This is a genomic window from Ensifer sp. (assembly GCF_031989085.1).
In the GTDB taxonomy this organism is placed as follows: domain Bacteria; phylum Pseudomonadota; class Alphaproteobacteria; order Rhizobiales; family Rhizobiaceae; genus Ensifer.
Map to the genome: position 1 here is coordinate 862,233 of NZ_DALZXU010000002.1, position 13,559 is coordinate 875,791.

Consider the following 13,559-nt stretch of genomic DNA (forward strand, 5'->3'; position numbering starts at 1 on the left):
GACCTGACGGGCGCCAGGTAACTGGATCCCGGCACAAGGCCGGAATGAGGGAGACCGCATGCGCCCCTCACACAGACACCGTCAAACCTTAGATCCTGGAAACGAACCCCGCCACGGCGGGGTTCGCCTTCGCGTATAGTGGAGACGGCATCCCCAGCCGCGATCGGTTCTAGAACCGAACCTTCAGCCGTGCGTTGACGCCGTGATCGGACACGCCCGACCCGATCTGGCCGGAATAGTTCACGCCCAGCGTCGCTGAAGGTGCGATGTTGAAATCGACACCAGCTTCGACAATGGCCGCGTCCCTGGCGATCGGCGCGCCTGCAACGGTGAAGGCATCGCCACCCGAAAAGGCCAGGGCCGAGGCCGGGATGACGTCGCCGAAGGCATGCCGCCAGCCGACCGTGCCGCGCATCGTCGCCACCGTTTCGCCGAAGGCGACGTCGCGCGAGGCCCGCAGACCGATGGTCGTGAAGGTCGCATCGCTGTGATCCGCTGCACCTCCAAGTGCTGCGGCGCCGCCACCCTCCTTGAACGCATCCGTATCGAGGTTGAGGTAAGCCAGATTGGCGAAACCTTCGAAGCCGAATGGACCGGCTTCCATCCCATAGCTCGCTTCCCCGAAGAGCTGCGCGGTCCGCGCGTCATAGACAGCCGACAGGGCATCTTCGAAACCGGGGAAAAGCACGCTTCTCGACGTTTCGATCCGGTGCCAGCTATGGGTTGCTCCCGCCGTCAGCGACAACGCGCCGATCTGCGTGCCGGCGTGAACGCCGATATGGTAGTTCTCGCTGTCGCCGGAGGAGCGGCGATCGGCAGCATCGAAGTTCGAGCGGCTATAGCCGCCGACAAGGCCGAGACGCCACGTGTCACCGACGAGGCCGTCCATGCCGGCGAGGAAGCCGCTGGTATTGCGATCGAAGGCCGCGGCATTGTCATTGCCATCCGTGTCGCCCCAGGTGCCGAAGGCCTGGCTCCAGAAAGCGAAGCGGTCCGTATCCGGCGCTACGCTTTCAATGCCGCCCTCGCCATAGGCAAGCACCGGCGTCGTCTTGCCATGGTCGTCGCCGAAGGCCGAGCGGATGCGATTGATGGCAACATCCCGCAGCAACAGGCCGTCCTGCAGCAGCATGCCCTTCACCGAGCTGTGGATTTCGCCGGAGAGCTGGTCGAAGGCCAGGGGAGCTGCCGTCTTGTCGAGATTGACGACCGCCGCATAGGCGGCATTGGCAAAGCCGAGGCTGTCTGCGCCGGCCGCTGCGGCTTTCTGGTTGGCCGTGACCGCGACATCGTAGAAGCGGATGTCGTTGCGGCTGAGTGTGAGGGTGACGTCATTGGCGCCATAGGCAAGCGTCGGGTCGAGGAACGCGAGGCTGGAGGCGACGTCGGCGAACGTTCCCGACACACCGCCATCCGCCGTCAGGATCTTGTAGGCCGTCTGTGGCGCGTAGGCGTTGCCGCTCGCCAGGGCCAGCACGGAACCGCCATTGAGGATCGCCTTGCCGGTCGCCGCGATCCGGTCGCTCTCGCCCTTTTCGTTGGCCTCGACATGATAGGCCGAGCCGGCAGCGAAGGTGATGTCGCCGGCGACGTTCAGCGTGCCGATCGAGTTACCGGGCGCAATCACGCCGCCGTTTGCGACCGTCAGACTGCCGAAGGAGCCGACACCGCCGATGTTACCACCGGTCTCGACGACGAGCTTGGAGGACGACGCGATCGAGCCCTGGACCGACAGCAGGCCGGATTTGACCACGGTCTCGCCGGTGTAGGTGTTCTGGCCGGAAAGAACCAAAGCGCCCGCACCGAGCTTGATCAGGCTTCCCGCCCCGGTGATCGCCCGCTCGATCTCCAGGACATTCTGCGCATCGGCAATGTCGAACGAACCGCCTGCGCCTTCGAGCACCACGTCACGGTTGAGCAGGTGCATGTCCCGCCCGGTGACCCTGAGCCCGCCGCCGTCGAGCCGCAGCTTGGCGTCGGCATTGCCGAGTGCCGCATCCTCATTGACGATCACCGTGCCGCCGTCGGCGACACGCGTCTCGCCGATGAAGGAATGGTCGTCGATGCAATAGTCGCGGATCGCCTGCTGGAAGCGCGGGTCGGCGCTGGCGCAGTCGAGCAAGGTCTGCTTTTCCGTGTCGGTCAGTCCGGCAAGGATCGGCAGGCCGTTCTCGTCGGAGATCTGTCCGAGATAGACATCGTTGCGCATGTTGTTGCGGCTGAGGACGAATTCCTTGCCCTTCTCGGCGAAGGTGGAAGCCTTCTCGCCCCAGACGACACGCGTCTTGGCGGCTGCCGACCCGGGATCGGTGTAGGTTTCGAGCACCGGCCCCACCCAGCGCAGCGTGTGGGCGACGGGCTCGTGGTCGGACAGCGGCGTCTTCGAACCGTCTGGGTTGGTCACGTAGCTGACATCGGTGATGACGCCGGAATAGGGATCGTTCGGGTCGTCGTTGATCGTCCACCACTTGCCGAACGGTCGCGATGCCAGGAAATGGTCGATCTTGACGCGGTGCCAGCTCGCCCAGACGTTGGTCGCGTCTTCGCCGTGGGATGGCCAGGTCACGCTGCCGTCGTTCAGGCCGTGCGGGGTAAACTCTTCGCGCTCACTCGGAAGCTGTAGCAGCTGGTACTGTTTCTTCAGGATGTTCATCGTCTGCGGCAGGTTGCCAGCGACAGGATACATCTCGTCGGCAAAAAGCCCGGTGGGCACGGTCGAAGCGTTGATAGCCGATGCGGACTTGCCCTTCCATTGCGCGATATAGGCATCGAGGGCCTGCTGGTCCTTCGCATATTCGCGCAACAGGCCGAGATAGAAGGTGTTGCTCGGGCTCTTTACATAGGTCTTCAGCAACAGCTCCTGCTGGCTGATCGAATGCAGGCCGCGCTCTGAAACGTCGCCGGCGTTGAAGTCGCCGGTGAGGATTACCGGCCGGGTCTCGCCCTTGGCCCACTTGTTCAGGCCCTTGGCCTCCTCGATGCGGTTGGTGGCCGGGTCGTAGTAGTTGAGATGCGTGGTGCCGACCAAGGTCTGCGGCTTGCTGACCGTCGGATCGACGACCGTAAAGGTCGCGATGTCGCCAAGCGTGTTGACGCCGTAGGTGCCGGGCAGCCGCGAAAACACCCCGACATCTCCGTCCTGGCGCGTGCCGTAGGTGCCGAGCCCTGCGTTTTTCAGGATGCCTGGAATGTCGCGGGCATAGCTGCTGTTGGCCCTGAATTCCTGGAAGGTCAGGATGTCGTAGTTACCCTTGATGAAGAAATCCGACATCACGCTCGGATTGGCCTTGAACCGATCCAGCCAGGTGTTGAGCGTCAGGATCTTCATGCTGTCGTCCGCAGCCCCGGCACTTGCCGCCGAAAGGGCAAGGCTCGTGCCGCACAGAAGAAGCGCCGTCGCCAGGCGTAGCGGCTGCCGCAGGCGCGCGAAAGCCGCCACCCCGCGGATGTCATGTCCACGTTGTCTCATCGTTTGACTCCAAATGTCGCGATATGCTCACGCGCTGTCACAAAGCCTTCATAGCGATGCTGTTGATGACAGGTGCGTTTGCCGGAAAGTACGATTTTGACCATTACCGACGTTGAATGTCAGTTTTGCAACATTTTAGCGGGCGCGATAAAATTTCACACAATGGACATGTCGTTCCACAATTCTTTGCGGAACGACAGCCGGCACAATGCTAGCAAGACGGGATCGGAACTTTCGGGATGACGGTGATGGACGAGCAGACGGCCGGTGGCGAAGACAAGAAGACGCGGCGTCAAATGCGGCTTCTCAGTCACCTCGAAAAGAACCATTACATTTCGATCGAGGAAATCACCGTCATGTTCGGCGTGACGACGCAGACCGCGCGGCGCGACATCATGGCGCTCGAGCAGGACGGGCGGGTTCGCCGCCTGCACGGCGGCGCGACCATCGCCACACCGGTGGATCCGGCCATCTACCGCCAGCGGCGCGTCGACAACGCAGCGCTGAAGGAAAGGATCGGCCAGCTCACGGCCGATCTGGTGCCGGATGGCGCAGCCGTTTTCCTCGATACCGGCACCACCTGCGAAGCGGTCGCTCGCGCCCTGCTCAAACGCAGCGACCTGCGGGTCGTTACCTATAGCCTGCGCGTGGCGACGACGCTCAGCGAGAGCAGCAACTTCGCGGTGGCTGTGCCCGGCGGCTTCGTCCGGCAGGTCGACGCCGGCGTCTTTCGCGAAGAGACCGCCGATTACATCCGCAAGTTCAAGTTCGACATCGCCATCATCTCTGTCAGCGGCATCGACCAGGACGGCGATATCGGCGACGACGATCACGCCGAGGTCGCGGCCGTCTCCGCGGCAATGAAGCAGGCCGAACGCATCATCCTTGCCGTCGACAGCAGCAAGTTTTCAAGGCGCGCACTCGTGCGCCTGGCGTCTCTCGCCGATATCGACGCGCTGGTCACAGACAGCCTGCCGGACGCCGGCATCGTCGCGCTGCTGGAAAGGCACGGCGTGGCCATTCACCACTAGCCGCAGGGGAACACCGCCCGTCAGACGATTGCCAGTCCCGACGAACAAACCGTTATGTTGCGCCCCCGCGCCTTGGCGTCGAGCAGGGCCGCATCGGCCCGCGTCAGGAGCGTCGCCACCGTGCCCTCGCGCGGCGACGAGGCGATACCGATCGAGACCGATACGGAACCGAGGATGCGGCCGCGATGGGAAAGCGGCGTCGTGCCGATCTTTTCGCGCAGCCGCTCGGCGAATTCGAACCCCGCCGCCTCGCTCATATCCGGGAGGAGCATGGTGAATTCTTCGCCGCCGAACCGATAGGTCGTTGCGAGGTCGCCCGCCGCGTCCAGCATGATCTGGGCGACGTATTGCATTACGACGTCGCCGGCGTCATGCCCAAACTCGTCGTTGAAGCGCTTGAAGTGGTCGATATCGATCATCAGGCAGACGAGCGGCCGCCCCGCGCGGTCGCGCAATTGCCTGTTCAGCGCCTCGTCCAGGCAGCGCCGGTTGAGAAGCCCGGTCAGGGCGTCGCGGACCGCCAGATTGGTAAGCTTCTCGCGCAGTTGCAGGTTTGCGACGGCGAGCCCGATGTTTTCGGCAATCAGCTCGAGATAGAGCCGCGAGGTCTCGACGGCCGGTTGCTCGGGCGAGCGTTCCTCGAAGTAAAGCAGGCCGATCGTATCGCCCTGGGCGGTCAAGGGCACGCACAGGCCGGCAACGTCGCTCTCGTCCAGATGCTGGCAGGCGATATCGCTCTGGCCGCCATTGCTGACATGCGGCCTGCCGCGCCGCAGTCCCCAGCAGGCACTCGAGGGAAAACTGTCGGCCGAATGCTGCGGTTCCAGCCAGGTGCCGACACGCATCAGCGACGTCCGGTTGTCGTTGAGCACATAGAGATGGCCAGCGAGATTGGGGAAGATCTGCGGCGCGAAACGGGCGACGACCTCGGCCAGCTCCTCCTGGGTCTGGCAGGCCTGCAGCCGGTGCATCATCTGCAGGATGAGGTCCTTGGTCTGCTGGTCAAGCCGCCGCTCGGCATCGAGACGGTCGCGCTCCAGTCCGTTGGTGCGGAAGATGTGGATCGCCTCGTTCATCTCGCCGATCTCGTCGCGTCGGCGGTCGAGCGGGACCTCCACCTGGTAATCCTGCTTGGCGAGCCGGGTGACGATGCCGGTCATGCGCACCAGCGGCATCGCCACGCGCCGCTTGAGCACGAAATAGAGAACGCCGAGGAAAAGGGCCGCCGTGATCGCAAGCATCGTCCTTGCGGCAATACCGAACCAGTCGCTGCGCGCCTTGGCCTGTTCCAGAGCCGCGCCAGTCCTTGCCTTGGTCAGTTCGCGAAAGCGAACGACCGTTTCGAGCAAGGCTGTCTGCAGCCGGTCGTGTTCAGGACCGAAGAGCATCTGCTGTGCTGCCGCCTGCTCACCCTTCTGATAGGCTTCGATCGCGGCGACTTCGATCTTGTCGAGCGCCTCCGCCTCGCGCTCGACCTCTTGAAGCGCCGCGAGCTCCTGCGGCGACGCGCCGAGTTCGCGCACGTTCCTGATTGCCGCCTCGTGGGCGCGCTCTTCCTCTTCCTTGCCATGGAAACGTTCGAGATGGCGCAGGTCGCCGCGCATCACATAGAGGCGCGCGTCATCGCTGCGCGCTTCCGCCCCAAGCGCCAGATCCTCGCCAAGCGTGTCGAGCACGAGGTGCTGCTCGGCCGCCCGGCGCTCCTCGATCGCGCTGTTCGTCGACAGGATGAAGGCCACGCCGGAAAGCCCGGTCAGAAGAACCGTGACGCCGTAGGCCCAGTTTGTAATCGCATTGATTCTCATGGGGTGATCTATAGCCGATGCCGATAAAGAGCGGGTTACGCGCTTCGGCTTATTTTAGCGAGCATTTCCTTACGCTGTGTGCGCAGGGATCTCTTGCTCTCCCGGCCGGCAGCCCCGCTGCCGCCGAATTGCACCTCCCTCGACGGAGCAGTATCGGGACCGATCCTGGCCGGTCCCGACGTGATCTAAATGGAGGTCCGGCTGGCGGCGAGCCCTACCATTTCTTGCTGAGCTTCAGGGTGAATGTGCGGCTTTCGCCATAACCGCATACCGAAAGCCCCTGGCAACCCTTCACATACTCCCTGTCGAAGAGATTGGAGGCGTTCAGCGATGCCGCCCAGTCGTTCTTTTCGTAGCGGATGGCCGCATCGACAAGCGCGGCCGAGGAGACCTTGCGGGTGTTGTCGGCGTCCGCCCAGGATTCGCCCTGGTATCTGACGCCGGCGCCAAGGCTGACGCCTTCGAACGCACCCGACGGCACCGTATAGTCGAGCCACAGCGATGCCTGCGCGTTGGGAATGAGATAGGGCGTCTTTCCGACCAGTGCCGCGTCGGCGTCCTCGGTCACCTCGAGGTCGATGAAATCAAGCCCGGCGATCAGCTTCCAGTCGTCATTGAGATTGGCCTTGCCCTCGAACTCGATGCCGCGGGAGCGAACCTCTCCCGTCTGGGTGGAAATGCTCGTCAACGGGTCGGTCACCAGCGCATTGCGTTTGGTCAGCTGATAGAGGGACGCCGTCAGCACGCCGTCGAAGAAGGTCGGCTCGTACTTGACCCCGACTTCGAACTGCTCGCCTTCCTGCGGCTTGGTCAGTCCCGTTGCCGTGACCGCAACGATCGGGTTGAAGAATGTGGCGACGCTGACATAGGGCGTCAGACCGCTCTCGAACTCATAGGCAAGCCCGGCGCGACCGCTGAAGGCGCCTTCGTTGTAGCTGAAGACATTGTCTTGCGTCGGCGCCCAGAAGGTCGGGCCGTTATGGGTCTTTGTGTCCACATAGTCGTAGCGGCCATTGAGCGTGACGAGCCAGCCCTTGCCGAACCGGATCTGATCCTGCGCATAAAGGCCAAGCTGCTGCTGGGTCACCAACTGATTGATATAGATGGCGTTGGCGGGCTGTGGCGCACCGTAGATCGGATCGGTCGCGCTGATGGGCGTTGCCGCCGACGACGCCTGGACATGGTCCAGCCGGTAGTACTTGTAATCCAGCCCGACGAGCAGCGTGTGCTCCAGCGCACCGGTCTCGAATTCGCCCTCGACCCGGTTGTCGACAGCAAAGGTATCGACCTTCGATGTCGCCTCGAACCCCAGGCGATAGAGCAGGTTGTCCGGGGTCGCCGGCACCGTCGACGACGGGAAGGGCAGGCTCGGATCGTAGTAGCCGTAGGTATAGGGGCCGTTCTCATGCTTGTAGAGATGGCCGTAGCGCAGGTTCTGGCTGAATTGCCATCCGCCCTCGAACTCGTGCTTGAATTCGTAGCCGATCATCTGCTGGACATAGGTGCCCTCGTCCAGCGCCGGCTCGCCAAAAAACGCATCGCGATCGATCTTCCCGAACGGCGCATCGACGGCGGTACCGACATAGGGCAGGAAACCGTTGCCGACATGCACCTGATCGAGCCCCTGCAGCAGGCCGTAGACCGTCAGGCTGGTCGCATCGTCGGGCGCGTAGGTGATCTGCGGAAGGATGAGGCCGCGCAGATCATTGGAGAAGTCGGTATAGGTGTCGCCGCCCGAGACCTTGCCGGTGATACGATAGCGGATGGTGCCGTCATCCGTCAGCTTGTCGTTGACGTCGAAGCCGGTAAACGCGTTACCGTCGCTGTTGATGCCGATTTCGGTGTAAGTGAGCGGCTCGTCGAGCGGACGCTTGCTGATCAGGCTGATGATACCGCCGGGATTGGCGCCGCCATAGAGCACCGAGGCCGGCCCCTTGAGCACTTCGACCCGCTCCAGCATGAACGGGTCGATCTGGAAACCGCCGAAGCCGAAGCTGAACAGCGACAGGCCGTCGAGGAAAACACCGGTCTGACCGGCATCGAAACCGCGAATGTAGTACCAGTCCGTATCGGCATCGACGCCGAAGGGTTCCGTCGTGACACCCGGTGTGTAGCGCAACGCCTCGTCGACCTTGTTGACCACGCCACGATCGTCAAGCTCCTCGCGTCCGATGACGGACACCGATTGCGGAATTTCGCTGATCGGCGTCGCCGACTTCGAACCCGTCGTCGAGGCCTTGGCGACATAGCCGTCGACGGGACCGGTGGCGTCGCCGCCCTCACCCGGCGCCTGCACCTCGATTTTTTCGAGCTTGGTGGCGCTGCCATCCTGGGCGATGGCCGCACTCGACGTCAACAGCGCGATCGCGGCGACGCCGCTTGCCAGAAAATCTCTCAAACGCCCACTCTTGCCATCACGCTGCATCTTGTCGTCGCCCCTGGTTGCCGGCCCGCTGCTGTCCCCACAGCATGGGGCCCGGCTTTCTGACTGCTGATAAGATGACCGTTTATATCAAGTATATGGGCGCGGCTTGTTTCGATCCCTGAAAGTTGAACGCTCTTGGGCAAATTTGCGCGGGCAACTGTTCAACGATCAAGACATTTGCTCAAGCCAGGCGACTGCGTTTCCAGAGCGCCGGCGTGGCGCCGACAGCCTTGCGGAAGGCGCGGGTGAAATGAGCCTGGTCGGAAAACCCGGTTTCGGCGGCGACCTCGGTCAGCGACGCCTCGTTCTTCAAGAGCAGCAGCTTTGACCGCTCGATCCGAGCGTTCGTCTGCCACTGGTGCGGTGCAACACCGGTCGAGGCCTTGAAGGCGTGGCTGAAATGGGATTGCGAAAGACCGGCAAGGCTCGCCAGTTCCTCCAGCCTGATGTTGCGAACGCTATTTTCCTCGATGAAGTCCATCACCCGGCGCAATTGCCAGGACGCAAGCTGGCTGCGCTTGCGGGCGCTGTTGCGGTTGAGCTTCATCAGGTCGATGAACAGCGCAAGCGCCAACCCGTCGCCGTAGAGGTCATGGAGGGGCTGCGGGTTCAGGCATTCCGCTGCGATCAGGCGGGCGAGCTGGAGGAAACGCTCGTCTTCGAACATCAGCCTCGGCACGTCACATTGCCCGGTGTCGAGATCCTCCATCAGCCGCCGGCTGAGGATGTCCAGATTGAAGTGCAGGTCGAGATGGCGGATATACTGGGCGTCGACCACGTCCGCCCAGATCTCCATGCCCGCCGGGATGTAGGAAATCGCCTGTTGCCGGTCATTGCGAGCCGAGCCGCTGGCTTGCGAGGAGAGCTTGACGTGGCAACGACTGCCGCCTTGGGCATCCAGCAGGATGAACATGCGCGGGTCATCGGACACATAATGGCCGCCGGCCTGCGGTTCGCACGCGACATCCCAAACGTCGGCGATGATCCCGTTCCATTCCCGGCGATGCAATGGGCCGAGGATCTTGAAACCGGCAATCTTGTTCTGCATCCGCGGCTGAAACGTCATGATCGCGTTGCCCGTCTTCCGGAGGTTGGCTGTTGCTACATTATTCCTTCCTTCAATACTCAACTTTAAACCGCGACGGAAGTCCCCCTGCGGTTGCGTTTGAAAGGCGCCTGTGAGGGGCGGTAGAGTAATCCGCCCAGGGGAAGGCAGTATTTCGGGCAATCCACACAAAAGCATCCCGCAGCCAGTCGCGAGCACGGCCAATCCCGCTCTATATGCTCTTTCTGGAAAAGATCAGGAGCTCACCATGGAAACCGTTGAAATCGCCGACCGCAGCGAATTTGCCCTCTGGGCGATCCAGCGTGCCCAGGAAATCGTCGTGACCGAAGGCGCGTCCTTTGCCATGGCGGCGCGCGACATGGACGACACGGCGCTGAGCGCCGCGGCAGCAGCCCTCGGCAAGGCGATCAGCGAAGCCATGCTCGAGGTGTTCGACGGCCTCGTCTCGGAGTGAACCGGCAAGGGCAGCGCCCGATGCGGCCCTTGTCATTCATTGTCTTGCCTTCTGCCGTGCCAGTTCCTTCTTGAAGGCGGCGCGGGATTGCACGACGATCTTGCCGAGCAGGTCAGGATCGACGAAAGCGTCCGTCTCGCCCGCGTCCCGCCGTCTTGCCCGACCAAGCACGTCGGCGAATTCCGGATGGGCCGGTAGCACCACATCCGCCTTCATTGCCGAGAGCCGGTCGAAGCTCTTATCGAAATCGGCGACAATGCCCGGATAGCGCTTGTTACCAAAGAGCCTATTGCCGGCAACGGTGACGCTGCAGGGAAAGACCACGTCGAGCGCGCGTCCGGCCTCGGTCACCGATGTCGACCAGGTGGTGCAACCCGGTGTATGCCCCGGCGTCAGCGTCGCCTTCATGCTGACGTCTCCGAGCCTGACGACGTCGCCGTCGGCAAGCACATGGTCGACCTTGACCGGTGGAAATGTGCCCCGTCTATAGGTGGTCTCGCCGTCATGGAGGCCGTTTTCCAGCGCCCACCGATCCGCCGAAAGCGCATAGAGCCTGGCTCCGCTATCGCGTTTGATCTGGGCGACGCCGGCAACATGGTCGTAATGGGCATGGCTGGTGACGATGATCTTGACATCTGAGAGCTTGAAACCGAGCGCGACGATATTGTCTTCGACCTGCGATGCCGTGCTCTTCAACGTGCCGTCGAGCAGAATGGCCTGCCTGCCCGAGGCGATGAGATAGGCCGACAACCCCTTGGTGCCGACGTAATAGATGTTGCCGACGACATGAAACGGCTTCGCCGGCTCAGACCACGCGGCGTTGTCGGCTCTCGCCCCTGTCGCCAGACAGGTGACGGCGACCACCGTCGCCAGGACGCGCCTCATCATCGTTCTCATGGACATCTCCACATCTCGAATTTGCGTTTCACGAAGCTTGGATGCGTCCTGCCTAAGCAGCCTTGGCATGGCGGGCAACCGACGATTATTTGCAGCAGCCATTAGGATTATTTGCATCACAGGGTTTGAGAGCCCGCAGCGCCGTGGCGACACCGAGACCGAAATCGGCGGCAGGAAAATCCCGGCCGTGCAATGCTCCTGCAACCCTTGCGACCGACAGTCACCTCAAACGCCATCGACGGAAGAGGTAACATGGTGAGGAGAACGCAGCGTCACGGCGGCAGCACGCAACGGAACGCCACAGGGGTCGGCGCGCGAGCGACGCGCACCATCGGGCGTTACTTGCTGCTGGCATTTACGCCTTGGCTTGCCCTCCTTTTCTTCCTCGTCGACGCTCATGCCGAAGCCGGGGGCGCCGTCCCTGAGAAATCCGTCGCCATCACCTTCGACGACCTGCCCCATGCCCATGCCGGCGAGCGCGACGGAACGGATGCGCCGTCCATCGAAAGCATCGAAGATGCAAACGCGCGTATTCTTGCAGCCCTTGAGGCGCACAAGGCCCCGGCGATCGGCTTTGTGGTCGAAAGCAAGGTACGCGCTGTCGGACCGCGGGCGAAAGCCATCCTGAAGAACTGGACCGGACCGCGACTGACGCTCGGCAATCACACATTCTCGCACGCCGACACCAATTCGCTCGACATCGCAGGCATCAAGCGGGAGATCGTCGATGGCGAAAAGACGACGCGGAAAATCATGAAGGCGGCAGGAAAGGAGCTGCGGTTCCTGCGCTTGCCTTACAATCACACCGGCGACACGCCGGAAAAGCAGAAGGCGATCGCGGCTATGGCCGGGAAGCTCGGCTACACGATCGCCGCCTCCACCATCGATACTTCGGACTATGTGTTCGACCGCGCCTATGTGCGCGCGCTTGCCGAAAACGACACGGAAGCAGCCCATCGCATCAGGACGGCCTATCTGATGCACACTCAGAAACAGATCGCCTATTACGCCGATCTCAACGAGCAGGTCCTCGGCTACGAGCCGCCAGCCATCATGCTCCTGCACGTCAACCGGATCAACGCCGACGCCATGCGGGGGATCCTGTCGCTGTTTGAAGAAAGCGGCTACGGCTTCATCACGCTCCAGAAGGCGCAGGCCGACGCCGCCTATCGCCGGCCGTTGTCCCACGCGACGAAACACGGTCCGATGTGGGGCTATCGCTGGGCAAGAGACCGGGACGCAGAAGTCGACGGCAGCCTTGAAAAAGAGCCGCCGGAATGGATCGTCAGCTACGGCGAATAGCGGCGGGTATCCCGTTGCCGCCGCGGGCTCATGCCGGGTGGCTTGCCCCCGGCCGGTCGGCTTGCAGGGCGCCGTCATTCATTGCCGTCGTGAGCCAATCCTGAAAAGCCGACATTGCCGTCGTCGGCGCGCGCGACTTCAACCGGGTCAGCCAGTAGCTCCCCATCGATGTGTAGACGTCGAAAGGCTGGCGCACGGTGCCATTCGACAACAGCCGGGAAAACATCAAGGGCGGCGCAAGCGCAACGCCGATGCCCTGGGCCGCCGCCTCCATCATCGCCAGCGACGAATCGAACACCACGCCTTTCAGAAGCGGCGCCGGATAGGCAATCCCGGCAGCGGCGAACCAACTGACCCACTCATCCGCCCGATAGGACCTGAGCAATGTGTGGCTGAGGAGATCGGCGGGACGGCGCAGCGTCTCGGCGATCTCGGGCACGCACAGGACCGAAAGCGGCGCCTCGAACAGCCGCATCGCCTCGGTGTTGTGCCAGGAACCCCCACCGAAACGGATGGCGTAGTCGAGCCCTTCGGCGGCCATGTCGACGCGATTGTTGTTCGTCGACAGCCTGATGTCGATGAAGGGATGTTTCTCCTGAAAATCCGCAAGGCGGGGCAACAGCCAGCCGACCGCAAAAGTCCCGACGGCGCCGATCATCAGCACTTCGCGCAAGTGACCGCCCTCGAACCGCTCCAGCATGTCTGCCATGCGGTCGAAGGAATCCTGCAGCACCGGCAGCAGCGCCTCGGCCTCTGCGGTGATCATCAGCCCCCGTGGCAGCCGCTTGAACAAGGTGACGTTCAGTCGGCTTTCGAGCAGCTTCACCTGATGGCTGACGGCGGCTTGCGTCACGCACAGTTCGATCGCTGCACGGGTAAAGCTCAGATGCCGCGCCGATGCCTCGAAGGCCCGGAGCGCATTGAGCGGGAGATATGGCCTGACCATGAATGCCCTAACTCAGCTAATGGGTCTTGCAAATAAACGTGGTTTGCCGCGAAGGCGCAAGCCCCTTACGGTGACGCCAGATCGATCGCCCGCGTCATTGGGCGCGACCGCAAACGCATCGAGGACAGACCTCCTCTGACAAACTCTCCCCTGGAGGCTCCGGA

Annotated in this window: 9 protein-coding genes; 3 read left to right on the forward strand and 6 right to left on the reverse strand. The window is 62.7% G+C overall.

All coding sequences use genetic code 11. The features are described from left to right. Nucleotides 1–169 precede the first annotated feature (169 nt). Nucleotides 170–3,469 (reverse strand): autotransporter domain-containing protein, encoded by a 3,300-nt coding sequence (locus tag RTP54_RS16755; protein WP_312364274.1) that lies wholly within the window; start codon nt 3,467–3,469, stop codon nt 170–172. 239 nt (nt 3,470–3,708) lie between these two features. Here RTP54_RS16755 and RTP54_RS16760 point away from each other — a divergent pair, with 239 nt between their 5' ends. Then, complete coding sequence (locus tag RTP54_RS16760) at nt 3,709–4,500, forward strand: DeoR/GlpR family DNA-binding transcription regulator (protein ID WP_312364276.1); 792 nt, start codon at nt 3,709–3,711, stop codon at nt 4,498–4,500. Between the two features lie 20 nt (nt 4,501–4,520). On the opposite strand, the gene RTP54_RS16765 is transcribed toward RTP54_RS16760, so the two are convergent. The 3 genes from RTP54_RS16765 to RTP54_RS16775 form a co-directional block, all read right to left on the reverse strand. Then, nucleotides 4,521–6,305 carry a diguanylate cyclase gene (locus tag RTP54_RS16765; RefSeq protein ID WP_312364278.1) on the reverse strand — a complete coding sequence of 595 codons (1,785 nt, stop codon included), beginning with the start codon at nt 6,303–6,305 and terminating at the stop codon, nt 4,521–4,523. A gap of 214 nt (nt 6,306–6,519) precedes the next feature. Beyond that, nucleotides 6,520–8,730, reverse strand: a complete 2,211-nt coding sequence (locus RTP54_RS16770; protein WP_409517145.1) for a TonB-dependent siderophore receptor — start codon at nt 8,728–8,730, stop codon at nt 6,520–6,522. A 181-nt stretch (nt 8,731–8,911) separates the two neighbouring features. After that, the gene (locus RTP54_RS16775) at nt 8,912–9,796 is read right to left on the reverse strand and encodes a helix-turn-helix domain-containing protein (protein ID WP_112807803.1); all 885 of its coding nucleotides are present in this window, start codon (nt 9,794–9,796) and stop codon (nt 8,912–8,914) included. A gap of 247 nt (nt 9,797–10,043) precedes the next feature. Between RTP54_RS16775 and RTP54_RS16780 the strand changes: the two genes are divergently transcribed. Next, the gene (locus tag RTP54_RS16780) at nt 10,044–10,250 is read left to right on the forward strand and encodes a hypothetical protein (RefSeq protein ID WP_112807801.1); all 207 of its coding nucleotides are present in this window, start codon (nt 10,044–10,046) and stop codon (nt 10,248–10,250) included. Nucleotides 10,251–10,286: 36 nt separating this feature from the next. On the opposite strand, the gene bla is transcribed toward RTP54_RS16780, so the two are convergent. Beyond that, nucleotides 10,287–11,147, reverse strand: a complete 861-nt coding sequence (gene bla, locus RTP54_RS16785; protein WP_312364285.1) for a subclass B3 metallo-beta-lactamase — start codon at nt 11,145–11,147, stop codon at nt 10,287–10,289. Between the two features lie 252 nt (nt 11,148–11,399). On the opposite strand from bla, the gene RTP54_RS16790 reads away from it, so the two are divergent. After that, entirely contained in the window at nt 11,400–12,449 is a 1,050-nt protein-coding gene (locus RTP54_RS16790) for a polysaccharide deacetylase family protein (protein WP_312364287.1), read from the forward strand. A gap of 28 nt (nt 12,450–12,477) precedes the next feature. On the opposite strand, the gene RTP54_RS16795 is transcribed toward RTP54_RS16790, so the two are convergent. Beyond that, the gene (locus RTP54_RS16795) at nt 12,478–13,395 is read right to left on the reverse strand and encodes a LysR family transcriptional regulator (RefSeq protein WP_112807797.1); all 918 of its coding nucleotides are present in this window, start codon (nt 13,393–13,395) and stop codon (nt 12,478–12,480) included. Nucleotides 13,396–13,559 lie beyond the last annotated feature (164 nt).

Excerpts from the sequence above, each read along its gene's own strand:
- RTP54_RS16755 (WP_312364274.1), bottom strand. The coding sequence starts at position 3,469 with ATGAGACAACGTGGACATGACATCCGCGGGGTGGCGGCTTTCGCGCGC.
- RTP54_RS16760 (WP_312364276.1), top strand. The coding sequence starts at position 3,709 with ATGACGGTGATGGACGAGCAGACGGCCGGTGGCGAAGACAAGAAGACG.
- RTP54_RS16765 (WP_312364278.1), bottom strand. The coding sequence starts at position 6,305 with ATGAGAATCAATGCGATTACAAACTGGGCCTACGGCGTCACGGTTCTT.
- RTP54_RS16770 (WP_409517145.1), bottom strand. The coding sequence starts at position 8,730 with ATGCAGCGTGATGGCAAGAGTGGGCGTTTGAGAGATTTTCTGGCAAGC.
- RTP54_RS16775 (WP_112807803.1), bottom strand. The coding sequence starts at position 9,796 with ATGACGTTTCAGCCGCGGATGCAGAACAAGATTGCCGGTTTCAAGATC.
- RTP54_RS16780 (WP_112807801.1), top strand. The coding sequence starts at position 10,044 with ATGGAAACCGTTGAAATCGCCGACCGCAGCGAATTTGCCCTCTGGGCG.
- bla (WP_312364285.1), bottom strand. The coding sequence starts at position 11,147 with ATGAGAACGATGATGAGGCGCGTCCTGGCGACGGTGGTCGCCGTCACC.
- RTP54_RS16790 (WP_312364287.1), top strand. The coding sequence starts at position 11,400 with ATGGTGAGGAGAACGCAGCGTCACGGCGGCAGCACGCAACGGAACGCC.
- RTP54_RS16795 (WP_112807797.1), bottom strand. The coding sequence starts at position 13,395 with ATGGTCAGGCCATATCTCCCGCTCAATGCGCTCCGGGCCTTCGAGGCA.